The 23,365-nt window shown below is 72.0% G+C and carries 24 protein-coding genes and 1 tRNA gene; 7 read left to right on the plus strand and 18 right to left on the minus strand.

Annotation, left to right across the window (positions count from 1 at the left end):
• Positions 1-34 precede the first annotated feature (34 nt).
• Positions 35-1,222, minus strand: a complete 1,188-nt coding sequence (locus FB557_RS05895; RefSeq protein WP_144856566.1) for an SGNH/GDSL hydrolase family protein — start codon at positions 1,220-1,222, stop codon at positions 35-37.
• 60 nt (positions 1,223-1,282) lie between these two features.
• Here FB557_RS05895 and FB557_RS05900 point away from each other — a divergent pair, with 60 nt between their 5' ends.
• Together FB557_RS05900 and FB557_RS14800 are read left to right on the plus strand one after the other, a co-directional pair.
• A complete protein-coding gene (locus FB557_RS05900) occupies positions 1,283-2,452 on the plus strand; it encodes an NADH-quinone oxidoreductase subunit D (RefSeq protein WP_144856568.1) in 1,170 nt (389 codons plus the stop codon).
• Positions 2,453-2,505: 53 nt separating this feature from the next.
• Positions 2,506-2,826: a sortase domain-containing protein gene (locus FB557_RS14800; RefSeq protein ID WP_144856570.1), complete on the plus strand. Its 321-nt coding sequence runs from the start codon at positions 2,506-2,508 to the stop codon at positions 2,824-2,826.
• Between the two features lie 3 nt (positions 2,827-2,829).
• Here FB557_RS14800 and FB557_RS05910 read toward each other — a convergent pair whose 3' ends face one another.
• From FB557_RS05910 to FB557_RS05950, 9 genes are all read right to left on the minus strand, one after another.
• A complete protein-coding gene (locus tag FB557_RS05910) occupies positions 2,830-3,291 on the minus strand; it encodes a DUF3180 domain-containing protein (RefSeq protein ID WP_144856572.1) in 462 nt (153 codons plus the stop codon).
• Positions 3,288-4,184, minus strand: a complete 897-nt coding sequence (gene folK / locus FB557_RS05915; protein WP_144856575.1) for a 2-amino-4-hydroxy-6-hydroxymethyldihydropteridine diphosphokinase — start codon at positions 4,182-4,184, stop codon at positions 3,288-3,290. Before folK ends, FB557_RS05910 begins: the two co-directional genes overlap by 4 nt.
• Positions 4,181-5,026: a dihydropteroate synthase gene (gene folP / locus FB557_RS05920; protein ID WP_144856577.1), complete on the minus strand. Its 846-nt coding sequence runs from the start codon at positions 5,024-5,026 to the stop codon at positions 4,181-4,183. The genes folK and folP overlap by 4 nt, the downstream gene beginning before the upstream one ends.
• Positions 5,023-5,586, minus strand: coding sequence for a GTP cyclohydrolase I FolE (gene folE, locus FB557_RS05925; protein ID WP_144857110.1), 564 nt, complete (start codon positions 5,584-5,586; stop codon positions 5,023-5,025). Before folE ends, folP begins: the two co-directional genes overlap by 4 nt.
• Positions 5,587-5,670: 84 nt before the next feature.
• The gene (gene ftsH / locus FB557_RS05930) at positions 5,671-7,806 is read right to left on the minus strand and encodes an ATP-dependent zinc metalloprotease FtsH (RefSeq protein WP_144856579.1); all 2,136 of its coding nucleotides are present in this window, start codon (positions 7,804-7,806) and stop codon (positions 5,671-5,673) included.
• A gap of 158 nt (positions 7,807-7,964) precedes the next feature.
• On the minus strand, positions 7,965-8,516 hold the full coding sequence (gene hpt / locus FB557_RS05935; RefSeq protein WP_144856581.1) for a hypoxanthine phosphoribosyltransferase: 552 nt from the start codon (positions 8,514-8,516) through the stop codon (positions 7,965-7,967).
• Between the two features lie 8 nt (positions 8,517-8,524).
• Positions 8,525-9,532 carry a tRNA lysidine(34) synthetase TilS gene (tilS, locus tag FB557_RS05940; RefSeq protein ID WP_144856583.1) on the minus strand — a complete coding sequence of 336 codons (1,008 nt, stop codon included), beginning with the start codon at positions 9,530-9,532 and terminating at the stop codon, positions 8,525-8,527.
• 10 nt (positions 9,533-9,542) lie between these two features.
• A complete protein-coding gene (locus tag FB557_RS05945) occupies positions 9,543-10,586 on the minus strand; it encodes a zinc-dependent metalloprotease (RefSeq protein ID WP_144856585.1) in 1,044 nt (347 codons plus the stop codon).
• A gap of 27 nt (positions 10,587-10,613) precedes the next feature.
• Positions 10,614-12,056, minus strand: a complete 1,443-nt coding sequence (locus FB557_RS05950; RefSeq protein ID WP_144856587.1) for a D-alanyl-D-alanine carboxypeptidase/D-alanyl-D-alanine-endopeptidase — start codon at positions 12,054-12,056, stop codon at positions 10,614-10,616.
• A gap of 55 nt (positions 12,057-12,111) precedes the next feature.
• On the opposite strand from FB557_RS05950, the gene FB557_RS05955 reads away from it, so the two are divergent.
• Positions 12,112-12,738 carry an inorganic diphosphatase gene (locus FB557_RS05955; protein ID WP_144856589.1) on the plus strand — a complete coding sequence of 209 codons (627 nt, stop codon included), beginning with the start codon at positions 12,112-12,114 and terminating at the stop codon, positions 12,736-12,738.
• A gap of 5 nt (positions 12,739-12,743) precedes the next feature.
• On the opposite strand, the gene FB557_RS05960 is transcribed toward FB557_RS05955, so the two are convergent.
• On the minus strand, positions 12,744-13,220 hold the full coding sequence (locus tag FB557_RS05960) for an SRPBCC family protein (protein WP_144856591.1): 477 nt from the start codon (positions 13,218-13,220) through the stop codon (positions 12,744-12,746).
• Positions 13,221-13,268: 48 nt separating this feature from the next.
• Here FB557_RS05960 and FB557_RS05965 point away from each other — a divergent pair, with 48 nt between their 5' ends.
• On the plus strand, positions 13,269-14,189 hold the full coding sequence (locus tag FB557_RS05965; protein ID WP_144856593.1) for an alpha/beta fold hydrolase: 921 nt from the start codon (positions 13,269-13,271) through the stop codon (positions 14,187-14,189).
• 7 nt (positions 14,190-14,196) lie between these two features.
• Here the strand turns inward: FB557_RS05965 and FB557_RS05970 are convergent, their stop codons facing one another.
• On the minus strand, positions 14,197-15,738 hold the full coding sequence (locus tag FB557_RS05970) for an HNH endonuclease signature motif containing protein (protein ID WP_144856595.1): 1,542 nt from the start codon (positions 15,736-15,738) through the stop codon (positions 14,197-14,199).
• Positions 15,739-15,787: 49 nt separating this feature from the next.
• Here FB557_RS05970 and FB557_RS05975 point away from each other — a divergent pair, with 49 nt between their 5' ends.
• Positions 15,788-16,267: a GNAT family N-acetyltransferase gene (locus tag FB557_RS05975; RefSeq protein WP_170236211.1), complete on the plus strand. Its 480-nt coding sequence runs from the start codon at positions 15,788-15,790 to the stop codon at positions 16,265-16,267.
• Between the two features lie 85 nt (positions 16,268-16,352).
• Here the strand turns inward: FB557_RS05975 and FB557_RS05980 are convergent, their stop codons facing one another.
• The 6 genes from FB557_RS05980 to tmk form a co-directional block, all read right to left on the minus strand.
• Positions 16,353-16,862: a putative immunity protein gene (locus FB557_RS05980; RefSeq protein ID WP_144856599.1), complete on the minus strand. Its 510-nt coding sequence runs from the start codon at positions 16,860-16,862 to the stop codon at positions 16,353-16,355.
• 80 nt (positions 16,863-16,942) lie between these two features.
• A complete protein-coding gene (locus FB557_RS05985; RefSeq protein WP_144856601.1) occupies positions 16,943-17,185 on the minus strand; it encodes a hypothetical protein in 243 nt (80 codons plus the stop codon).
• A 205-nt stretch (positions 17,186-17,390) separates the two neighbouring features.
• A tRNA-Thr gene (locus tag FB557_RS05990) sits at positions 17,391-17,464 on the minus strand.
• Positions 17,465-17,538: 74 nt separating this feature from the next.
• Entirely contained in the window at positions 17,539-19,053 is a 1,515-nt protein-coding gene (locus FB557_RS05995) for an alpha/beta hydrolase (RefSeq protein ID WP_144856603.1), read from the minus strand.
• Between the two features lie 25 nt (positions 19,054-19,078).
• Positions 19,079-20,263: a DNA polymerase III subunit delta' gene (locus tag FB557_RS06000; RefSeq protein ID WP_144856605.1), complete on the minus strand. Its 1,185-nt coding sequence runs from the start codon at positions 20,261-20,263 to the stop codon at positions 19,079-19,081.
• A complete protein-coding gene (gene tmk, locus FB557_RS06005; RefSeq protein WP_144856607.1) occupies positions 20,260-20,901 on the minus strand; it encodes a dTMP kinase in 642 nt (213 codons plus the stop codon). The genes FB557_RS06000 and tmk overlap by 4 nt, the downstream gene beginning before the upstream one ends.
• Before the next feature lie 68 nt (positions 20,902-20,969).
• Between tmk and FB557_RS06010 the strand changes: the two genes are divergently transcribed.
• Both FB557_RS06010 and FB557_RS06015 read left to right on the plus strand, forming a co-directional pair.
• Positions 20,970-21,905, plus strand: coding sequence for an EamA family transporter (locus FB557_RS06010; RefSeq protein ID WP_170236212.1), 936 nt, complete (start codon positions 20,970-20,972; stop codon positions 21,903-21,905).
• Between the two features lie 5 nt (positions 21,906-21,910).
• Entirely contained in the window at positions 21,911-23,251 is a 1,341-nt protein-coding gene (locus tag FB557_RS06015; RefSeq protein ID WP_144856611.1) for a serine hydrolase domain-containing protein, read from the plus strand.
• Positions 23,252-23,365: the final 114 nt, after the last annotated feature.

Raw genomic sequence — 23,365 nt, forward strand, 5'->3', positions numbered from 1 at the left:
CCCAAGGCCGCACCTCCCGGCAAGGCCTTGCGAGCTACTGGGCGCCGGGGACGACCGGCCCGGTCCGGGTCAGGCTGCGGGTCATCGCGGCGGCGATGAGCTCTTGCCCTCTCGGCCCGGGGTGGAGGGCGTCGAGATAGACCCCCTTCGGGGCGCCCGCTACCGGGGGAAGGTCGCTGCCGATGTCGACATAGGCGACCCCGCGGTCGCCTGCCAGCTCCTGCAGGGAGGCGCGGTAGTCCCACCACGAGGTGTCGAAGAAGCCGGGCGGTGGGGTGTGCCAGGACGCCAGCAGCACCGGGCCGCGGTACCCGCTGGAGCGGGCGATCGCGATGATCCGGGCGACGCTGCGCTGCAGCTGCTCCGGCGAGCGCCCGGCGCGGGCGTCGTTGAAGCCGAGCGGAAGGACGAGGAGGTCGGGGTTCATCGAGATCGAGTCGCGGACGTAGTCCGGTCGAGCGCTCACCGTGCTTGCGGCGATGCCGGAGTGCGAGGCGTCGACGACGTGAACGCACCGGCCACGGTCGCCCAGATAGGGCGTCATGTCTGTCACCGTCGCGTACCGCTTGCGGCTCACGTTGGTCACCGTGTACCTGCGCTGCTCGACGTCCCGGGTCGCCGAGAACCAGACCTGACGGGCCGATTCCTCGGACTCGGTCTCGATCGCCGCCCCGGCCAGCGCGGTCTCACCGTCGACGGTGACCCGCAGGACGCCCCCGACCCGGCCGGTACGGTAGCCGATCGCCACCTCCGCCGCCCGGGCCCGCCAGGTGATCGACGCGCCAGGACCGAGCAGCACCGCCCGACCGCCGGGCCCGACCTCGTCGAGCAGGAGGTGCTCGCCGTCGATCTGCGGGTCGGGCAGGCTCGGCGCCGCGTACCACGCCGGCACGAGCGAGGTCGTTCCTTCGTACCCACCACTGCCGACGGGGCAGGTCGAACCCGGCAGGGTCGCGCGGAGGTTGTCTTGCAACCGGCCGACCCACCGTCGCTCGAGGTCGGCGACCGCGCCGTAGCCCTCGCTGACGGAGTCGCCCATGACGACGACCGTCGCGGGCGCGTCGGCGGAGCCGTCGAGGGCGCGGTACCAGGGCTCGAGGACGCTGACGTGGGCCACCTGTCCTCGGGCCTCGCCCTGCTCGGACCAGGGCACCCCCGTAGCGGCGGCGAGCGCGACCGCCGAGAGTGCGCCCGCCAGGAGGGCACGGGCAGATGGGGGCACGGTCTCGACTGTAACCAGGCTGGCCGTTGGCAGCGCCGGGGAGAAGGCATACTCGCCCGCATGCCAGACCGCTCGCCCGCTGCCTCGGAGCTCACGCTCGGCGTCGGCGGTGGCGGCCAAGGCGTCGACCTGGTCCTCGGGCTGGGCCCGCACCACCCGTCCGCGCACGGCATGCTGCGACTGCGAGTGTCCCTGCGAGACGATGTCATCGAACGCGCCGAGCCCGTCGTGGGGTACCTCCACCGCGGCGCCGAGAAGCTCTTCGAGGTGCGCGACTACCGCCAGATCACCGTCCTGGCCAACCGGCACGACTGGCTGTCGGCCTTCAGCAGCGAGCTCGGCGTCGTCCTCGGCGTCGAGGCGATGCTCGGGATGGAGCTGCCCGAACGCGCCGTCTGGGCTCGCACCCTGCTCGCCGAGCTGGGCCGCGTGCTCAGCCACCTGGTCTTCCTCGGCGCCTTCCCCGTCGAGGGTGGGTCCTCGCCGGTGGCCGCCGAGGCGCACGCGGCCCGGGAGGGGGTCCAGGCGGTCATGGAGGAGCTCACCGGCGGGCGGATGCACTTCATGTTCAACCGCGTCGGGGGTCTCAAGGACGACCTGCCCGCCGGCTGGCTCGGGAGGGTCGACGACACCTGCGCCGACGTCCGCCGCAGGCTGGCCGTCATCTCGGAGGCGCTGCTGGCCGACCCCGCGGTCGACAGGGCGAAGGGGGTGGGCCGACTCCCCCCTTCGCTCGCCCTGGACCTGGGGGTGAGTGGGCCCGCTGCGCGGGCCAGCGGGATCGACATGGACCTGCGCCGCGACGCGCCCTACCTTGCCTACGGTGACCTCTTCTCCCCGGGGGGTCCGGGGAGGGTCATCACCCGCTCGGCCGGGGACGTGCCGGCCCGCCTGGAGGTGCTGCTGGAGCAGAGCGCCGTCTCGCTGGATCTCGTCGACGCCTGCGTCGAGGGGATGCGCTCGCTGCCGCAGGGGCCGATCAACCAGCGCCTGCCCAAGGTGCTGCGGGTGCCGGAGGGTGACCGGTACACGGCGACGGAGAGCCCGCTCGGCGAGAACGGCTACTACCTCGTCTCCCGAGGAGACAAGACGCCCTGGCGGCTGAAGCTGCGCTCCGCCTCCTTCTGCACCGTCTCCTCGCTCGGCTTCGTCGTGCCGGGGCACCGCGTCGAGGAGCTCGTCCCCCTGCTGGCCTCGATGTGCTTCATGATCGGCGACGCCGACCGATGAGGCGACAACCGCGGCGCGTGCCCAGGTCTCGCGATGTGACCGATCAGTAGTTTGTGGCTCGAAACCCCTGCCGACCTGCACGGACGGGGCTAGGTCGATGCTCGCTGGATGTCAAGCTCGCGCACCTGGGTGCGGGCCGAAGAGAGGTCCGTGCCGGCGACACGGTCAAGGTGACCTATGGCTCAGGGAAGGTCGTGAACTTCCGGATCACTCGTTCCGAGGCCGCGGGCAAGACCCAGGTGCCCACCGACGACTCGATCTGGGACCACGACAACCCGCGCCCGGTGTTGCGACTCATCACCTGCGACCCGACCACGCCACTCGACGGAGGCCACTACCAGGGCAACTGGGTGGTGTGGGCCGAGCCCGCATGACCGTTACCGCTCGGGGTCCTCATCCGGGTCGTCCCTGACCCGGCACCACGACTGCCCCACGTGCGCCGCGACGACCACGCTGGCGGCCGTAGCGGCAGCGAGGACCAGGCGGAGCACCCGCTCGCCGTACTGCCCGAAGCCGACGTCCGGGAGCAGCGCACCGGCGTGCCCCAGGTACAGCCCAAGGACCACCGCGCCGGTCAGCGCTGCCGCCTGGCAGAGCGCGAGCACCCGAGCTGCACGTAGCGGATCGACCGGCCGGCCACCCTTGCGGTACCGGCGCAGCGGCCAGGCGACGACGAGCAGGGCACCGGCCATGACGAGCAGGAGCACGGGCGCCAGCCACGGAGCCTGCAGCGCAGCCCGTCCCTCGGAGAGCCACCAGCGGCTGAGCAGCCACGAGGTCACCGACGCTGCGAGCGCCACCAGCAGCGAGGTCCGCAGGCGCAGCCCGGTCTCGATCATCGGGGGGACCCGTCGGCGCGCACCCCTGAGGTGTCGCACCGGCTGACCAGGTCGCTCACGCGGTGCACCTCCTCGCCTACCCGTAGGCGTGCGTCGGGGTCGGCCGCCAGCCACGGCACGAGGACGAAGGCGCGCTCGTGCGCTCGGGGGTGCGGCAGGATCAGGTCCGGCTCGTCGAGGACGACCTCGTCCGGTCTGCCCGGGGCGCCGTAGCTGATGATGTCGAGATCGAGGGTGCGCGGCCCCCACCGGATGTCGCGAGTCCGCCCGTGCTCGGCCTCGATTCTGTTCAGCTCGTGCAGCAGAGCCCAAGGGGTCAGCGCGGTGTGCCCGACGACGACGGAGTTGAGGTACTCGGCCTGCTCCGGCCCCCCGACCGGGTCGGTGCGGTAGATGGGGCTCTCGGACTCGATCTCGATCACGTCAGTGATCCGCTCCGCAGCCTCGGCGAGCGTCGTCCCCGAGTCACCGAGGTTGCTGCCCAGCGCGATGACGACCGGGGAGCGGCGGCTCCGGCGGATCCGCACCCGGACGTCGGCGAAGGGGTGACCCACCGGCGCCTGGGGCTTGTGTACCGTGACCTCGACGGCGCCGACCCGGGGACGCCGCAGGGTCAGCTCGGCGATGTCGCTCGCCACGACCTCGATGAGGTCGCGCGGTGGCCCCTCGACGACCGCGACGACGTCGTCGGCGACCTCGGCGTAGCTCACCGTGTGCTCCAGGGCGTCACTCGCCCCGGCGGGAGCGAGATCGACCTCCATGACGACGTCGACGACGAAGTCTTGCCCGTCGCGTCGTTCGTCCGGCAGGACGCCGTGGAATCCGCGCGCTCGCACGCCGATGAGCTCGATGGTGTCTGTGCTGGTCGGCCGACCTGGGCGGCGCTGCGTCATCGCCGAGCCCCTGCCGCGGCTGCCAGAGCGGTCGTGACATCGAGAGCGTCGACGGTGGCGACGACGTCATGCACCCGGACCGCCCAGACACCGCTGAGCGCGGCATGCATCGTGGTCACCGCGGTGGCGACATCACGCTGCTGCGGGGCCCGCTCCGCGCCGCGAGTGCGGCCGACCGACCCGAGGAAGCCCTTGCGGGAGGTGCCGAGCAGGACGGGCAGCCCGAGCGCCACGACGGCGTCGAGGCCGGCCAGCAGCTCCCAGTTGTGCTCGGCGGTCTTTGCGAAGCCGATGCCGGGGTCGAGGATGATCTGGTCTTCGCCGACACCCTCGGCCACGAGCGCCTCGACCCGCTCCGTGAGCTCTCGGCACACATCCTCGACGACGTCGTCGTAGTGCGCCAGCGACTGCATCCTGGTGCTGTGCCCGCGCCAGTGCATCGCGACGAAGGGAGTACCGGTCCCGGCCACCACCGACGGCATCTGCGGGTCCGCAAGCCCCCCGCTCACGTCGTTGATCATCGTCGCACCGGCCTCGAGGGCGGCTCGAGCGACCGAGGCCCGCATCGTGTCGACCGATACCGTGACGCCCTGCTCGCTCAGCCCCTCCACGACCGGCAGGACGCGGGCCAGCTCGTCCTCCTCGCTCGGTCGGTGCGCCCCTGGCCGGGTCGACTCGCCCCCGACGTCCACGATCGCGGCACCCTGATCCGCCAGCTCCACGCCGTGCTCGACCGCGCGCTCGGGGTCGAACCATTCACCGCCGTCGCTGAACGAGTCCGGGGTGACGTTGACGATGCCCATGACCAGCGGTCCGGGCCGAGCAGGAGTCGCCGGCGTCATCGGGCCTCGGTGAGCAGCGCCATCGCCTCTGCCCGGGTGGCCGGGTCGCGCAGCTGCCCGCGGACGGCGGAGGTGAGGGTTCGGGCGCCGGGCTTGCGCACCCCGCGCATCGACATGCAGAGGTGCTCGGCCTCGACCACGACGATGACGCCCGCGACGTCGAGGTGCTCGACGAGCGCGTCGGCGATCTGCGTCGTGAGCCGCTCCTGCACCTGCGGGCGGCGTGCGTAGACGTCGACCAGCCGTGCGAGCTTGCTCAGGCCGGTGACCTTGCCGCTGCGTCCGGGCACGTAGCCGACGTGCGCGACGCCGTGGAAGGGCACCAGGTGGTGCTCGCAGGTGGAGTACAGGGCGATGTCCCGGACGATGACGAGCTCGTCATGGTCGATGTCGAAGGTCGTCGCGAGCAGTCCGGCGGGGTCCTGGTGCAGCCCGGCGAAGGTCTCCGCGTAGGAGCGGGCGACCCGGGCCGGGGTGTCGAGCAGACCCTCACGGTCGGGGTCCTCACCGACGGCGATGAGGATCTCGCGCACCGCGGCCTCGATCCGAGGCAGATCCATCGCCCGGTCGGGCGGGGTGTCCCACGCGGCGGCCTCCGCGGTGAGGTCGTGGCTCACGATCGCGCCTCCTGCTCGCCTGTCGGTTCAGCTGTGCGGTCCGTCCGGGTCGACCGTGCCGCCGGGAGGCAGCTGCTCGGTCTGCGCCGGCGGGTTCTCCTCCGGGTACGGGCTCGCGCCCTCCTCGGCGGCCTGGTCGATCGCGGCGGTGGTCTGCGGGTCGCCCAGCTGCTCACCCACGCCAGCCGGTGGCGCCCCGGTCGGGCTGGCCGGCTGCTCGGCGTCGCGCCGGGCCATGGCCTCCTGCTCGGCAGGAGTGAGCACCGGCGGCTTGTCGGAGAGGGTGCGCTCGTCGCTGGAGAGCCAGGTCGGGCGTACCGGACGCTTGCGCACGTCAGTGAAGATCTCGGCGATCTCCTTGGGCCCGAGCGTCTCGTGCTCGAGCAGCTCGAGGACGAGCTGGTCGAGGACGTCCCGGTTGTCGTTCAGCGCGTGCCAGGCCTCGTCGTGCGCGGCCTCGATGAAGCGGCGCACCTCTTCGTCGACGATCGCGGCGATGTCCTCGGAGTAGTCACGCTGGTGGCCCATGTCGCGGCCGAGGAAGACCTCTCCCTGGCTCTGCCCGAGCTTGACCGCGCCGATCCGCTCGCTCATGCCGAACTCGGTGACCATCTTGCGGGCCATCGCGGTGGCCTTCTCGATGTCGTTGGCCGCGCCCGTGGTCGGGTCGTGGAAGATGATCTCCTCCGCGACGCGTCCGCCGAGGGCATAGGCCAGCTGGTCGAGGATCTCGTTGCGCGTGGTGGAGTACTTGTCGTCGCTCGGCAGCACCATCGTGTACCCGAGGGCACGTCCACGCGGCAGGATCGTGATCTTGGCGACGGGGTCGGTGTGGTTCATCGCCGCCGCCACCAGCGCGTGCCCGCCCTCGTGGTAGGCGGTGATCTTGCGCTCCTTGGCGCTCATGATCCGGGTGCGCTTCTGCGGACCGGCCATCACCCGGTCGATCGCCTCGTCGAGCGTCGCGTCGTCGATGAACTGCTTGTCGCTACGCGCGGTGAGCAGCGCGGCCTCGTTGAGCACGTTGGCCAGGTCGGCACCGGTCATGCCAGGGGTCCGACGAGCGACGGCCAGCAGGTCCACCCCGGGCGCCATCGGCTTGCCCGACGCGTGGACCTCGAGGATGCGGTGCCGGCCGATCATGTCCGGCGCCTCGACGGCGATCTGGCGGTCGAAGCGGCCCGGGCGCAGGAGCGCGGGGTCGAGGATGTCCGGCCGGTTGGTCGCCGCGATGAGGATGACGTTGGACTTGACGTCGAAGCCGTCCATCTCGACGAGCAGCTGGTTCAGCGTCTGCTCGCGCTCGTCGTGCCCGCCGCCGAGGCCGGCGCCGCGGTGGCGGCCCACCGCGTCGATCTCGTCGACGAAGACGATCGCCGGAGCGTTGCTCTTGGCCTGCTCGAAGAGGTCTCGCACGCGGGAGGCACCGACACCGACGAACATCTCGACGAAGTCCGAGCCCGAGATCGAGTAGAACGGCACGCCCGCCTCGCCGGCGACCGCCCGGGCGAGCAGGGTCTTACCCGTGCCGGGCGGGCCGTAGAGCAGCACACCCTTGGGGATCTTCGCGCCGACGGCGAGGAACTTGCTCGGCTCCTTGAGGAACTCCTTGATCTCGTGCAGCTCCTCGACCGCCTCCTGGGCGCCGGCGACATCGGCGAAGGTGACCTTCGGCGCCTCCTTCGAGGCGAGCTTGGCCTTGGACTTGCCGAACTGCATGACCCGGTTGCCGCCGCCCTGCGCCTGGCTGATGAGGAACCAGAAGAGCGCGACGAGCAGCAGCAGCGGGAGGAGCGAGAGGAGCAGCGAGCTCCAGATGCTCGGCTCCTCGATCGTGTCGTTGACCACCCCGGGGACGTTCTCGTCGACGAGGTTGACCATGTGCTCGGCGCGGGCGTCGACGAACTCGGTCTCGACCTTCGTCGCCTTGTCCACCGCCTGCCCGTCGGAGTAGGTGCTCCCGTCCGTCAGGTCCAGCTGCAGGGTGTTGTCGCTGGTGAAGTGCGCCTGCTCCACCTTCTTGTCCGAGACGAGCTTCTCGGCGGCGGAGGTGTCGATCCGGGCGTACTCGCTGCCGCTGCCCATCTGGAAGACGAGCAGGAAGATGGCGAGCAGGGCGAGCGCCCAGAACAGCGGGGCGCGGACGATCTTCTTTGCGTTCATGCGGCTTCGGGGGTTCCCGGACTTCCTCGTCGAGTGTCGACCGCGCGTGGGCGGCAGGATCAATGGCCGAACCTACCCGACGCGGCTGTCGGGAAGCACTCAGCCACCGAGGGCAACGCCGTCACGCGGTCCGGTGTTCCGCCACTCCCGCCGTGGGCTCAGGAGTAGACGTGCGGGGCGAGGGTCGCGACGTCGCGCAGGTTGCGGTAGCCCTCGTCGTAGTCGAGGCCGTAGCCGACGACGAACTCGTTGGGGATGTCGAAGCCGACCCACCGCGTGTCGATCTCGACCTTCGCGGCGTCTGGCTTGCGCAGCAGGGTGAGGATCTCGACCGAGGCAGGGTTGCGCGAGCTGAGGTTGGCGCGGATCCAGGACAGGGTCAGCCCGGAGTCGATGATGTCCTCGACGATGAGCACGTGCTTGCCGGTGATGTCGGCGTCGAGGTCCTTGAGGATTCGTACCACCCCGGAGGACTTGGTGCCCGAGCCGTAGGAGCTCACCGCCATCCAGTCCATCGGCGCCGAGCCGGGCAGGTGGCGCATGAGGTCGGCCATGACCATCACCGCGCCCTTGAGGACGCCGACGAGGAGCAGGTCCTTGCCCTCGTAGTGGTCCCAGACCTCGACGGCCAGCTCACCGAGCCGGGTCTGGATCTGCTCCTCGGTGCAGTGCACCCTGATCAGGTCTGCCTCGATGTCCTTGGCGTCCACGGCCCCTATTAGACCGGAGCGACCGCCTCGATGGACAGCCGGGCGTCTGCCCCCTTGCCGACCCGGCTCACCCGGATGCCGGGCAGGTGGAGCGGTCCCCGGGCCCGCCGCCCGGTGACGAGGCGGTCCACGGCGGCGACGTGCGCCGCCGACAGATCGCCCGGGCGGGCCCCTCGGCCGAGCAGGAGGCGACGCAGGACCCGGGTCCGCACCGCCGTGGGCAGCGCCGCGAGGTCGGCCAGAGGCAGCTCGGCCACTGAGGCGAAGGGAGCCAGCGCGGCCCGGGCGAGCCCGTCGAGGTGGTCCGCGTCGACCCGCAGCAGGTCGGCCGAGCGGCTGAGAGCCTCGGTCAGCCCCGGGCCGAGGTCGGCCTCGAGGTCAGCGAGCGCCCGGCGGGCGCGGACGCGGGCGAAGGCGGGGTCCTCGTTCATCGGGTCGGCGAAGGGGGTGAGCCCCCACGCCGCGCAGGCCGCGTGGGTGGTGGCGCGGCTGACGCCGAGCAACGGCCGCAGAAGGCGCCCCCGACGGGCCGGCATGCCGGCCAGCGATCGCGCGCCGGACCCGCGGGCGAGGCCGAGGAGCACCTGCTCGGCCTGGTCGTCCCGGGTGTGCCCGAGGAGGACGAAGGGGGATCCGCTCTCCTTCGCGACCCGGTCCAGGACATCGTGGCGGGCGGCGCGGGCGGCAGCCTCCACCCCTTCGCCGATCGGGTCGACCTGCACCCGCTCGATCCGCACCGGGTCGAGGCCGAGCTCTCGGCACTGCGCCGCGGCGGTATCGGCTGTCCCGGCCGAGCCGGTCTGCAGCCCGTGGTCGACGACCACGGCACCCGCGCGGACCCCGAGGGCCGCCGCCTCTGCGGCCAGGCCGGCGGCGAGCGCGAGCGAGTCCGCTCCCCCGCTGACGGCCGCGAGGATCAGCGGTGACTGACCCCCCTTCGCGCCGCCCAGGACCTCACGCAGGGCCCGCCGGATCTCTCGGCGGACCTCCGCCTGCGCTGGGTGCCCCGCCGCCACGACCGACGCCTCAGGCGTGGACGCGACGCACCCAGGCAGCGGGGTCGCTGATCTCGCTGGCCCGCGGGAGGGTCTCCGGGGAGGTCCACACCGCGTTGAATCCGTCGACGCCGACCTCGTCCTGCACCGCGCGGACGAACCTCGCCCCGTCACGGTACTGGCGCATCTTGGCCTCCAGCCCGAGCAGGCGGCGCAGCACCTTGTCGACCGATCCGAGGCCGTCGCGCCGCTTCTCGAACTTGCGCCGGATCTCCTCGACGCTCGGCACGTGCGCCGGTCCGACGTCGTCCATGACGACGTCGGCGTGCCCCTCGAGCAACGACATCACGGCGGTGATCTCGGCCATCTGCTCCCGCTGCTCCGGGGTGGCGAAGATCTCGGCCAGACCCTGCCCCTCGCCGGAGATCACCCGCGGCAGCTCCTTGGCCACCTGCTGGAGCCGCTGGCCGAGCGAGTCCGGGTCGGGCACGAGGTCGCCGGCCAGGGACTGTGCCCGCTCGACCATGTGGTCGCGCAGCCACGGGACCGCAGTGAACTGCACCCGGTGGGTCTCCTCGTGCAGGCACACCCAGAAGCGGAAGTCGCGGCTGTCGACCTCGAGCTCACGCTCGGTCGCGACGAGGTTGGGCGCGACGAGGAGCAGCGAAGGGGTGCCGCCCGGCGCGAGGTCGTACTGGCCGAGGACCTTCGTACTGAGGAAGGCGAGCAGCCCGCCGACCTCGGCGCCGGTGATCTTGCCGCCGACCGCCTGCGCCACCGGACCGGGCGCCTGCTTCTGGCGCGCGGTAATCCGGTCGACGACCGGACCGAGCATCGCCGACATCGAGTCGGCGTTGACCCCGATCCAGGTGGGCCGGTCGATCACGAGGGGAGCGGGCGCGTCACCGGGCGCGCGGAGCTGCGCGGTGTGTGCGACGGGCTCGACCGCTGCCGCCGCGAGCTCGCGCACCTGGGCTACGACCTCCTGCGCCTCGCTCGCGGAGACGTCCGGGCCCGCCGGCGCGAGCCGTGCTCCGGCAGTCTTGGCAAAGCTCCAGTCGACGTAATCGGTCACGGTGACTCCTCTGTCCGGGGCGTGATCTCAGCGGCAGCCGCAGCTGGTGAGGATGCCGACCATCCGGTCCAGCACCGCGCGGGCTCCCAGTGTTCCCGTGGTGTCGGGCACCTTGTCGGCCAAGATCGTGTAGGTGAGCACGCGCCCGTCGCTGGTGACAGTCGTCCCGGCGAGGCTCGAGATGCCGGTGAGTGTCCCGGTCTTCGCCCGCGCGATCCCGGCGGCCGGCCGCGAGTCCTCAGCGACGAAGCGGTCGTGCAGCGTGCCGCTCACCCCGGCCACGGGCAGCTCGAGCAGGACCGTGCGCAGCGACCGGGCGCTTCCGGTGATCCCGAGCTGCATCGTGTCGGAGATGACCGAGGCAGGGATCTTCTGCCCCGAGCTCAGGCCGGAGGCGTCGACCATCGTCACGCCGCTCATGTCCACCCCGGCCTCGTCGAGGGTGGCCCGCACCCAGTCCGCCACGTCGCGTGCGGTCGAGGCCTCGGCACCATCTGCCTGGGCGGCCTGGCGGGCGAGGTTCTCGGTGAGCGCGTTGTCGCTGGAGCGCAGCGCCTCGGCGAGCACCTCGCTCACCGGGGCGGACTCGACCTGACCGAGCACCTCGGCCCCGTCCGGTGCCGGCTCGGACCACGAGTCCGGGTCGAGCTCCGGGGTCGTAGCGACCCCTTCCTTCTTCAGCTCGGCGGCGAGCGCCTTGAGCACGGAGCGCTCCGGATACCTCGGCGACGGCTCGAAGACCTGGGGCCGCTCATCGGCGAGTCCGATCATCGTCACCCGCTGGGTGTACCCGGCGGCCAGGTCGGCCGGGTCCCAGGTCGAGGGCACGCGGGGGCCGGCCGCGTAGGTCCCGTCGAGGCGAAGGGGGAGCTTCTCCCCCTTCGCCTGCGGCCCAAGGCTCTCCGCGACCGCCCGGGCGAGGTCGCGCAGGCCGGCGTGACCCTCGGTGGCGCCGGGGTCGCCGGCGCCCGAGGCGAGCAGGGTGTCGCCGGAGGCGACGAGGACGAGCTCCCCCTTCGCTCCCTCGACGACCTGGGTCTGCATCCGGGTCGCCGGGTCGAGGGTGCGTGCCACCGCCGCCGCGCTGAGGATCTTCTGTGTCGACGCCGGGGTCATGGGCCGATCGCCACGGTGGTCGTAGAGCACGTCACCGGTGAGGGCGTCGCGCACGACCATGCCGACCGAGGGGCCGAGCCACGCGTCGCGCACCTGCGGGTCGAGCTGGCGCGCGAGGCTGTCGTCGGTCGGACGGGGCGCCTGCTCCCCGGCAGCGGGCAGCACCGTCGGAGGAGCCCCGACCTGCGCCTCGGAGGTGATCTGCGCCACATCCCCGGGCCTGTCGTAGGTGAGGACCCCCGGCGCGACATCGACGACATCGGCGGCTCCGTACGTCACGAGGCCCGTGAGCAGGGCGGCGAGAATCGGCAGCGCGCGGCGCATCGCCTGCCCCCTTCGCCGGTCATCGGTCACCGATGGTGGACACTGTCCGGGACGAGACTAGGTCATCGCACGCAAGGGGTTGTTCATGGAGTTCGACGTCACGATCGAGATCCCGAAGGGTCAGCGCAACAAGTACGAGGTCGATCACGAGACCGGACGCATCCGTCTGGACCGGATGCTCTTCACCTCGATGGCCTACCCCAGCGACTACGGGTACGTCGAGGAGAGCCTCGGTGAGGACGGCGACCCGCTGGACGCCTTGGTGCTCCTCGACGACCCCACCTTCCCCGGCTGCCTGGTGCGGGCCCGGCCCATCGGCATGTTCCACATGCGCGACGAGGCCGGCGGCGACGACAAGATCCTGTGCATCCCTGCCGGCGACCCTCGCAAGGACCACATCCAGGAGCTCGAAGACGTCAGCGAGTTCGACCGCCTCGAGATCCAGCACTTCTTCGAGACCTACAAGGACCTCGAGCCGGGCAAGTCGGTCGAGGGCGCGCACTGGGCCGGGCGCAGCGAGGCCGAGCGGTGCATCGACGAAGCCATCGAGCGGGCCAAGGCCGCCGGCGTCTCGACGGCCCGGTGGCGCGCACCCTTCGGCGACACTTCTCACAATGTCGTCGCACGCTCCGAGGAGGACCACGCCGCCGCCAGTGCCCGGGCCCGCGAGGAGCTGGCGACGAAGGAGAACCCGCTCTCCGACGACGAGTAGGCCAGTCAGCCCGCCCCGGCCGGTCCGGCCGGTCCGGTGCGGAGGTATCGGGCGAGGCTGGCGCGACCAGAGTGCATCATCGCCTCGTGGTTGCGCACGAGGAGATGGCGACCGAGCACCGGGGCCGCCGAGGCTGCCGCCCTCCAGGCCCGCTTGGCCGGCTCGACCTCCTGGGTGAAGACCGCGGCTGTCCCCTCGCCCTCGTCGATGACGATCCACTGGGCCCAGCCGAGCAGGTCACCGCGGATCCCCACCCGGAGCACACCCTCGTCGGGATCGACCGTCTCGCGGGTCATCTGCAGGTGAAGGTTCATCGGCAGCCGGGAGCGCACCACGGCGGTCCCCCGGCAGTCGTCGATGCGCCTCATGCTGCGCACCTCGGGCCACCACCGGGGATAGCCGTCGACGTCAGCGAGCACCTCGAAGACCTCACCCGGCCGCGCCGGCAGGAGCCACCGGTCGACGAAGGCGAAGCGACGCATCACCGTCACCACTCTGCCTGCTCGCTCTCGCGTGGTTAGGTTTGTCGGGTGCGCTATTTCGACCGAGACGGTCTGACCTTCGACCTGGACGACTCGCACGACGGCGAGTCGTCTCCGCCACGCGATGTCGTCGTGCTCCTGCACGGGTGGCCGCAGGACCGCAGGGCCTGGCGGTCCGTGACCCCCCACCTCGTCGAGGGTGGGCTGCGGGTCCTCGCCCCCGACCTGCGCGGCTACTCTCCGGGAGCACGCCCGCCTGACCCGGCCGCCTACGAGATCACCGAGTCGGTGGCCGACGTCATCGCCCTCGCCGATGCCGCCGGCGCGCAGCGCGTCCACGTCGTCGGGCATGACTGGGGCGGCGCGCTCGCCTGGGTGGTCGCCTCCCGCCACCCCGAGCGGGTGGCCAGCCTGACGGTGCTCTCGACCCCTCACCCGGCGGCCATGGCGTGGGCGTTCAAGAACGGCGACCAGGCGCGGCGCTCGGCGTACATGGTCTTCTTCGCCCTGCCGGTGCTGCCGGCGGCGATCTTCAAGCGCGCGACCCGACGCTTCCTCGTGCGCAGCGGCCTGCCGAGCGATCTCGCCGCCATGTACGGACAGCGGATGGGCCGGCCCGGGGCGGCCAGGGCGAGCCTGAACTGGTACCGGGCCTCGCTCCCCCTTCGCCAGATGCTCCAGGAGCGCCTCGGCCGGGGGCGGTCGCAGGCACCGAACGGGTCCGCCGAGCGTGCGAAGGACGCCTCTGGGATCGTGCCCACCACCTACGTCTGGGGGTCCAAGGACGCAGCGCTCGGACGTGACGCCGCCGAGCGGACCGGGGTCGTCATGCGCCGGGCAGCTGAGCGGGCCGGGCTCGACCCGGACGCGGTCTACCGCTTCGTCGAGCTGGAGGTCGGCCACTGGCTGCCAGAGAAGCGGCCCGCAGAGGTCGCCGACGCTGTCCTCAAGCGGGTCCGCGGGCACTGACCTCCGATCAGGCCGCGGCGGCGATGAGGTGCTCGAGGTAGCGCTCCAGCGGCGAGAAGGCTTCCTCAGCGGGCGGTGGGTGGGTCCCGTGCCCGCGAAGGGGCGGCGCCTGGGCGTCGTAGACGACGCCCGTAGGCGTGGCGAGTCGAACCATGTGGGTGCTCTCGCCGGGGTCCAGCCCGCTGCGACGCACCTCGACTCCCCACCCTGGGGTCTCCTTGTCGAGGTTGTGGCGGGAGCAGACCCCCATCGCGTTGGCGGCGCTCGTCTCCCCTCCGTCGGCGACGGCCCTCACGTGATCGATCTCGCGGGTCGGCGCGTCGCACCAGGGGATGCGGCAGGTGGGGTCGCGCATCATCAACATCGCTCGCAGCGCTCCGCCGAAGAGCCGGCGCCGCGAGTCGGTCGCCACGAGATCCCGTCCGTCCGGGCCGGTGAAGAGGCGACGCAGCCACACCCTCCGCTCACGCTCGGCGCTGGTCTCCGCCGATTCACCGGAGGCGTTGTGCTCTGCTGCACCAGCGGCGGGCCCCTCCAGCAGCCGAGCAAGGTGCTCGCGTACCGCAGCGCCCGGGATGGACCCCCAGCCCGGGACCTCGACCGGCCCGTTGCTGGCTTCATGTCCGCATGGGCCACCTGAGACATCGCCCAACCGAGGCAGCAACGCCGCGGGAGTCATGACCAGACCGATCTCGACGGGCTGAACCTCCCCCTCACCGCGACCGGAGAGACGCTCCAGCGCGGTGTCGGCCATCCACGCTCCTCGTCCTCGCTCGTCGCCGGCACGGGCCGCGTCACGGGCAGGGTCACCGGTGGCGACCCACCTCGCCTGCTCCGCCGCCGTCAGCGCGGCGTGCGCCCCCACGACGTCGACCAGCGGGCCGAGGATGCTCAGCCAGGCCATGCCGTCCGGCGCCGGCCGGACGCTCACGCTCCGGCTCGCAACCGCCCGCCGGTGACGCTCCACCACCGACTCGGCATCCAGCTCCGCACTGACCCGTCGGGCAGCGCGGTCGATGCCGCGGTCGCCGAGTCGGTCGAGGTCGGGAGCAAGCCGCCGGTCGGCCTCGAGACGGTCCGCCCGGCTCAGGCAGGCGGTGCCTCGGGCCACGACGGTCGCCCTCCACTCGCTGATGTCTCCCGCGGTGAGCGCGGCCATGGTCTCGGGGAGCTCGTCGACGAGGGCGCGCGCGAGACCGACGTGACGGTCGGCCTGGCTCGGGGAGCACCGACGCGCCAACGCCACCTCCGAACGCGCGGCGGCCCGCCGCTGCCGCGCCGTCCGTGCGTCGATCTCGCCGCTGCCCTCCACGGCCGCCACCGCTGCGTCTCGACCCTTGACGAAGGACACGGTGAGACGAGCCTGTGCAGCGGCAGCCGCCCCCTTCGCCCGCTCGAGCAATCCGATCACCTCGAGCGCCTCGGCCTCCGCCAGGCTCTCCGCGCCGACCGTCGACAACCAGTCCACGACCTCCCGCGCAGCCACGGCTGCGGGGAGCCCCGGACCGGCCGGCCCGGTCCACCCGTTCGCCACAGCTGCTGTGCTCATGCTGACGACGGTAGAGGCAAGCACTGACAACGCTCGTTACGATCCCTTCGTGCGCATCAGACCCGCGCAGCTCGAGGACGCCGAAGCGCTGACCGACCTCCACCTCGACGTGTGGGAGGAGGCCTACACCGGCCTCATCGACGCCGACATCCAGACCGGGAGGCGAGCTCGTCGAAGTGTCCGGCTCGACCGCTGGCGCAAGACCCTGGCGACAAGAACGGGCACTCACCTCGTTGCGGAGGATGGCGAAGGGGGGCTCATCGGCTTCGTCAGTGTCGGCTCAGGTCGAGATGAGCCGTCCTCGGACCTGCCAGAGCGCGAGGTGATGGCCCTGTACGTGCGGGCCGAGGTGTACGGGACCGGGGTCGGTCATGCACTGCTTAACGCTGCGATCGCTGACGGCCCGGCCTATCTCTGGGTCCTGGACGGCAACCGCCGGGCCATCGCCTTCTACGAGCGTCAGGGCTTTCGGTTCGACGGCACGAGCAAGAGCGAGCCAGTGGGAGTCGAGCGACGCATGGTCCGCTAACCGGCCCGACAGCCAGGTGGCATCACCCGACGACGCCCGAAGAGCACACTCTCCACGGCGACCAACCGCGGACAGCGCCTCCCGGTCAATCGGTGAAGAGGTTCCAGCAGATCTCGCTGCGGCGGACCTGGTCCTCAAGCACCAGCGATCTGACCGCCTCGGGGAGGCGCTGGCGTTGCCACTCCCGTTCCCGCACGCCGGCTTCCGGTGAGCTCTGCTCTGCGGCCTGCGCTGCGCGGATCGCGTAGGCAGCCGCGCCAAGGTCGTGCTCGGCTACGTGCGCCACGCACGCCGCCTGGCCCGCGGAGTACGCGGCGTATCGCGCAGCGCCCCGTAGGGGTCGGGCCGCACCCATGGCATGCCCGCCCTGCGCGCGGGCGGTCATCATCGCCATCTCGCCGCGGGCCCAGGCGCGGGTCGCCTCGATCGCCGCCCGTGGCCGGGGGTCCGAAGGGCACTCCGACTCGAAGAGCGTCACAACGTGCTCTGCGCAGGCGGCGGCCCACAGGGCGAGGAGCTGGTGATGCTCGTCGGTCAGGGAGCCGCCTCGCCGGACCGTGACGAGGCGAGGGTCACGCACTCTCGGAAGGATCACCTAGCAAATACTCCCCCGCTCGCCCACCGAGGTCCTGCCTCGCGGAGGGCGACGCCGCGGGTCTGCCGCGCTGCGGAGGGTCAGTCTCGGCCGAAGCGCTGGTGAGCAGCCTGGCGAGTTGTGTCGAGCGCGGCACCGATCATGCTCCAGGAGTCGCCGGCCGCACGGGCGTCCCTGACCGCGTCGCGCAGCTCCTGCTCGGCTTCGGCAACGGACTTGCGCGCAGCGAGGATCCGGCGGAAGTGCACCGCATCGCGAGCCGGATGCGTACCAACTTCGATCCGGTCAAGCCCCGTGGACTCATCGTGCTTCGTGACAGTCATCGCTTCACCTCAGGGAGTCGTAAAACGTTGACCGCCGATCGCCGTCTGCGCGACGCAGTCTCGGATCTGCACGCGTCAAGCTATGTTTACGCACTTCACTCCGTCAAGCATTCTTTACGCGCGGCCTCGGACGTCGGTATGAAAAACCAGAACGACCCCGCCCTGGAGGCCAGCGCTTCCGCTGGTCAGGACGGGGTCGTGCGTGAGCCGCCTAAGGGAATCGAACCCTTGACCTTCTCATTACGAGTGAGACGCTCTAGCCGTCTGAGCTAAGGCGGCAGCACGTCCGAGGATCGCCCGGACGCAAGCCACGAGTATACGTAGCGCGCTCACGGCCACGAAATCTCGGTGCGCTAGGAGCAGACCGTGCCCGCCTCTGGCATCTCTCCGGAAAGCAGGTAGCCGTCGACCGCCTTGTCGACGCAGTCGTTCTGGCGCATGTAGGCGGTGTGCCCGTCCCCCTCGTAGGTGAGCAGGGTGCTGGAGTCGAGCTGGCGATCGAGCTGCTCGGCCCACACGTACGGGGTGGCCGGGTCCCCGGTCGTCCCGACGACGAGGATCGGGTTCGCCCCCTTCGCCTCGATCGCGCCCGGCTCGCCGACCGGCTCGTACGGCCACTGCGAGCAGGGGCCCGAGGTGCCGGCCATCATCTCGCCCCAGATCGGCGCCGCCCCGGCGGCCTCCTCGACCATCGCCTCCCGCTCGGCCCCCTCCGGCTCGGGACGGTCCAGGCAGTTGACCGCGTAGAGCGCCTCCATGATGTTGCTCCGATAGCCACCGCCCGGCTGGCGGAATGCGTACGCGAAGGCGAGCTGCATCAGGTCCTGGCCGTTGCCCGAGCGGGCCGACTCCAGGGCTGCGGTGAGCGTCGCCCACTGGCCCTGGTCGTACATCGCCTGGGCGATCCCCAGCGAAGCCCACGACTCGGTGAGCTCGAGGCCGTCGAGACCCTCGAGCGGCTGCCGGTCGAGGTCGGCGAGGAGATCCTGCACCGACTGCACGACCTCGTCCTCGCTGGACCCCAGCGAGCACCCCGAGTCGGCGCAGTCCCGCGCCCACGCCCTCGTCGCCCCGTCGAATCCGGTCGCCTGCCCGATGGTGAACTCCGCTGCGCTCAGGTCGGGGGCGATCGCCCCGTCGAGGACGAAGCGGCCCACGCGGTCGGGGAAGAGGCCGGCGTAGACGGTCCCGAGATAGGTGCCATAGGACTTGCCGAGGTAGGTCAGCTCGCTCTCGCCGAGCGCCGCTCGCAGCACGTCGAGATCACGCGCGGCGTCCTCCGTCGAGATGTGCGGGGCGATGTCGCCCGACATCGCCTTGCACCCCTCGCCGAAGCCGCGGTTGACCTCGGCGAGTCGGTCCTCCTCAGCCTGGTCGTCGGGGGTGAGGTCGGTCCCCAGGTAGGTGTCCAGCGCAGCGTCGTCGAGGCAGTCGACTGGTGAGGAGTCGCCGGTGCCCCGCGGGTCGAAGCCGACGAAGTCGAGCTCGCGGCGCACCGACGGGCTCGAGTAGTAGTCCGAGTACGCAGCCCAGTCGGTGCCGGCGGCACCCGGGCCACCGGGGTTGTAGACCAGGCTGCCGGTGCTCTTGCCCTTGGCCCGCTGCCGGAGCAGGGCGATCGTCATGCTCTCGCCCTCGGGGTCGTCGTAGTCGACGGGCACCTCGAGCTCGGCGCACTCACCGTCGCGGTCGTCGCAGCCGCCCCACTCCAGCTCCTGCGCGTAGAAGCGCGCGAGACCGGCCTGCCCCTCCGGCGCCTTGGTCGCCTCCGCGGGGACCTCCCGCGGCTCGTCCTGCCCTGGCAGCCAGGAGCAGCCCGCGAGGAGGAGCGATACCGAGCAGGTGAGACCGAGCAGGCGAGCGCGCATGGTCGTCAACGCTACCGAGCCGGGCTCAGCGCGGCAGGGTGAGGTCGATCGCCATCGCCTCCAGCGCCAGGAGCGGCGCGACGTTGGCGTCGATGCGCCGCCGGGCCACGCCGATCGAGTCCATCGCCAGGAGGATCCGCTCCGCGCTGAGAGCCTGCGCCACCTCCTCGACGACCACCCGCGAGTCCTCGTTGATCAACGGCACCGCGCCACCGGCATGGACGACCAGCGCATCGCGGTAGACCGAGAAGAGGTCGAGCAGGGCGCGGTCGATCATGTCTCGGGTGAACCGAGTCGCCCGGGTCTTCTGCGCCTTCTCCAGGGCGGTGATCTGAGCGCGCACGTGCGGCGGCTGGGTCCGCGCACCGGCCTCGGCGCCGAGGGTGGCCAGGAGCTTGGCCTTCTCCTCCGCGTGCCGGTCGGTGAGGACCTTGTCGCGCTCCTCCTCGGCGATCTTCATGAGGTCCGCGGCAGCGCCGACCGCGTCGGCCACCCCCCGGATCCTGGTGGCCATAGAGATCGTCTCGCGGCGCCGGGCCCGTGAGCTCTCGTCGGTCGCCAGCCGCCGGGCCATGCCGATGTGGCTCTGGGCTGCCCGAGCGGCATACCCCGCCGTGGTCGGGTCGATGCCGTCGCGGCGTACCAGGAGGGCAGTGACGTCCTCGACCGAAGGGGTGCGCAGCCGGACCTGGCGGGCGCGGGAGCGCACGGTCACGAGCACATCGTCGGGACTGGGGGCGCACAGCAGCCACACGGTCCGTGGGGTCGGCTCCTCGAGCGCCTTGAGCAGGGCGTTGCCCGACTGCTCGGTCAGCCGGTCGGCATCCTCGACGAGGATGATCCGCCACCGCCCGACCGATGGTGAGCGACCCGCGAGCTGGACCAGCTCACGGGCCTGAGCCACGCCGATCGAGAGGGCGTCGGTCGCGAGCACGTCGACGTCGGCATGGGTGCCGTCCACCGCGGTGGCGCACTCCTTGCATTCACCGCACCCGCCCCGGGAGCACAGCAGCGCCCCGGCGAAGGCGCGGGCTGCCGTGGAGCGGCCCGACCCGGGAGGGCCGGTGAAGAGCCACGCGTGGGTCATCGCGTCCTCGTCGGCCACCGCTCGCCGGAGCACCTCCAGCGCCGGCGCCTGGCCGACGACGTCACGCCACACCCCGCCGGGCAGCTGATCTGCCGGTCCGTCGACGACGGCCGTCCCACTCATGCCGGCGCCACCCCCTTCGCCTCCAGCCCGGCACGCACCGACTCGTGGATCTGCTCCGCCGGCCGCGACCCGTCGACGACGACGTAGCGGCCCGGGTCCCCCGCCGCCATCGCGAGGAAGTGCGCGCGGACCGCCTCGTGGAACCCGTCCGGCTCGCGCTCAAGCCGGTCGTGCACCACGCCCCGCCGCCGGCGGCCCTCCTCGGCGGTGATGTCGAGGACCACCGTGAGATCCGGCACCAGCCCGCCCACGGCCCACATCTGGATGCCGTGCACCTCGTCGTGGGAGAGGTCACGGCCGGCGCCCTGGTAGGCCACGGACGAGTCGGTGTACCGGTCGGTGATGACCACGGCCCCGCGCGCCATCGCCGGGCGGACCACCTCGGCCACGTGCTGCGCCTTGTCGGCGGCGAAGATCAGCGCCTCCGCCCGCGCCGACATCGCCTGGCCGTGGAGGACAAGGTCGCGCAGGCGGGCACCCAGCTCGGTCCCACCTGGTTGCCGGGTAAGGACCACCTCACGGCCGGCCGACTCGTAGGCCTCAGCGAGCAGGCCCACCTGCGTGGACTTGCCCGCACCGTCCCCACCCTCGAAGGCGAGGAAGAGGCCCGGGCCACCGGGCGGAGGAGGTGCGCTCACGTCGTCGAGCCTAGGTCACGCCACCGACCCCGTCGCCCGACCCAGCGGCGCATGGTGCAATGCCTGCCGTGAGACGAGCAGGCCGTGCCCACGCCGCCCTGGCGGCAGTCGCTGCCGCCTCGCTCTGGGGTACGACCGGCACCGCTCAGGCCCTCGGCCCGCCCGGCACCGACCCGGTCAGCGTCGGGGCGATCCGGATCTGCATCGGCGCGCTCGTCCTGGTCGTGCTCGCCGCGGCCGCGGGCAGCCGCAGCCGGGCCGGGTCTGCTCGCCCGGTCCCGGTCGAGCCCGATCGAAGCCGCCGGGCCCCCGTCGCGGTCCTGCTCGGCCTCGGCGGGCTCGCCGTGGCCGCCTACCAGGCCTGCTTCTTCCTCGGCGTCGAGCGCGCAGGGGTCGCGGTCGGAACCGTCATCACCCTCGGCCTGGCGCCGCTGGCCACCGGGGCGCTCGGCCTGCTGCTCGGCGAGCGCCTCGGCGGCCGGTGGTCGGTGGCCACAGCTGGAGCGGTCCTCGGCGTGGTGCTGCTCGTGGTCGGCACCGCAGGCGCGAGCCCGGTCGAGCCGATCGGCGTGGCCGCGGCCGTGGGTGCCGCGCTCAGCTACGCCGGGTACACCGTCGCCGCCCGCGGGCTGCTGCTGCGCGGGGTGCCGGGGATGACGGCGATGGCCGGGCTCTTCTCGATCGGCGCGGTGGTGCTCAGTCCCGCCCTGACCCGAGCCGACCTCTCCTGGCTCGCGACCGGTCGCGGGCTTGCCGTGGCGCTCTGGCTCGGGGTGGTGGCCACCGGCGTCTCCTACGTGCTCTTCCAGCGGGGCCTGGCCGGTCTCGCTGCCGGGACCGTGGCGACCCTCTCGCTCGCCGAACCGGTGACCGCGACCCTGCTCGGAGTCCTCGTCCTGCAGGAGCGGCTGAGCGGCCTGAGTGCGGTCGGCATGGCCCTGATCGTGCTGGCGCTGCTCCTCCTGGCCGCACCGCGACGGGCCGCCCGACCCCTCGTACCCTGACGGCCATGACCTTCCGCGACGACACCTGCCGAGCGCTCGACCGACTGGCCCTGACGGCGCAGCGGGACGGCCGGGTGCCGGGCCTGGCCGCCGGCGTCGCGCGCCGCGGAGCGCTCCAGTGGTTCCGCGGGGTGGGGACGATCGACCTCGCCCGGCCTGCCGACACACCGGACGAGGACACCCAGTACCCCGTGGCGAGCAACTCCAAGACCTTCACCGCGGTCGCGATCATGGCGCTGCGTGACGAAGGCAGGCTCGACCTCGACGACACCGTCGACCGGTACGTCGCCGGGACGGTGCACGAAGGGGTGACGATCCGCCAGCTGCTCTCGCACACCTCGGGCATGCAGCGTGAGCCGGTCGGCGGCATCTTCGACACCATGGTCATGCCCGAGCGCGAGGATCTCGTGGCCGGCTGGGACGAGGCGGCCCGGGTGGGCCGGCCGCACGACCGGTGGCACTACTCCAACCTCGCCTACTCGATGCTCGGCGAGGTGGTCGCCCGCCTCGACGGGTGCGGCTGGGAGGAGTCGATCCGCCGGCGGATCCTCGGCCCGTTGGAGATGCGGCGCACCGGGACCCGACCGAGCGGACGGCGGGCGAAGGGGTATTACGTGCCGCCCTTCAGCGACGTCCCGGTGCCCGAGCCCGAGTTCGACGCCAAGGCGCTCGACCCCGCCGGCGGTCTGCGCTCGACGCCGGCGGACCTGGCCCGGTGGGGCGCGTTCGTCGCGGACCCGGTGGCGGAGGTGCTCGCGCCGGACACCCTTGAGGAGATGTGCCAGCCGCAGACGATGGCCGACGCGACCGGGTGGACCATGGCCTGGAGTCTGGGCCTGCAGCTGCTGCGCAAGGAAGGGCGCACGTGGGTCGGTCACACCGGCGGGTGGCCGGGGTCGGTCACCGGGTGTTTCACCGAGCGCGACTCGCGGACCACGGCCGTCCTCCTGATGAACCAGACCAACCCGGTCCCGCCGGCCGCCGCGGCGATCGGCATGGGTCACGAGGCGGTCGAGCGGGAGCCGGCCGAGCTCGAGCCCTGGGTCCCGGGCTCAGAGATCCCCGAGGGGCTGGCCGAGCTGCTCGGCCACTGGTACTCCGAGGGCACCGGGTTCGTCCTCTCGGTCCGTGAGGGCAAGCTCGAGGCTCGGGTCGAGGGCGCGGCGAAGGGGGATCCGCCCGCCGTCTTCGAGCGGGTGGACGAGCGGACCTACCGGACCGTCTCGGGCCGTGAGCGCGGCGAGGTGCTGACCGTCGAGCGGTCCTCCGACGGATCCGTGAGCCACCTCACCTGGGCGACCTACCGCTTCACCCGGGAGCCCCTCGCCTTCGGTCAGTGGCTCTGAACCGGCCCTCTTCTCGACCTACCAAGAGCCTCTCTCCGGACAACGGCGCAGGTCACAGACTCGCCACGACTTCACCCGCAGCGTTGACCCCTTCGCCGTAGCGGGATAAGAACG

This window comes from Marihabitans asiaticum (assembly GCF_007828725.1).
Classification (GTDB): Bacteria; Actinomycetota; Actinomycetes; order Actinomycetales; family Dermatophilaceae; genus Marihabitans; species Marihabitans asiaticum.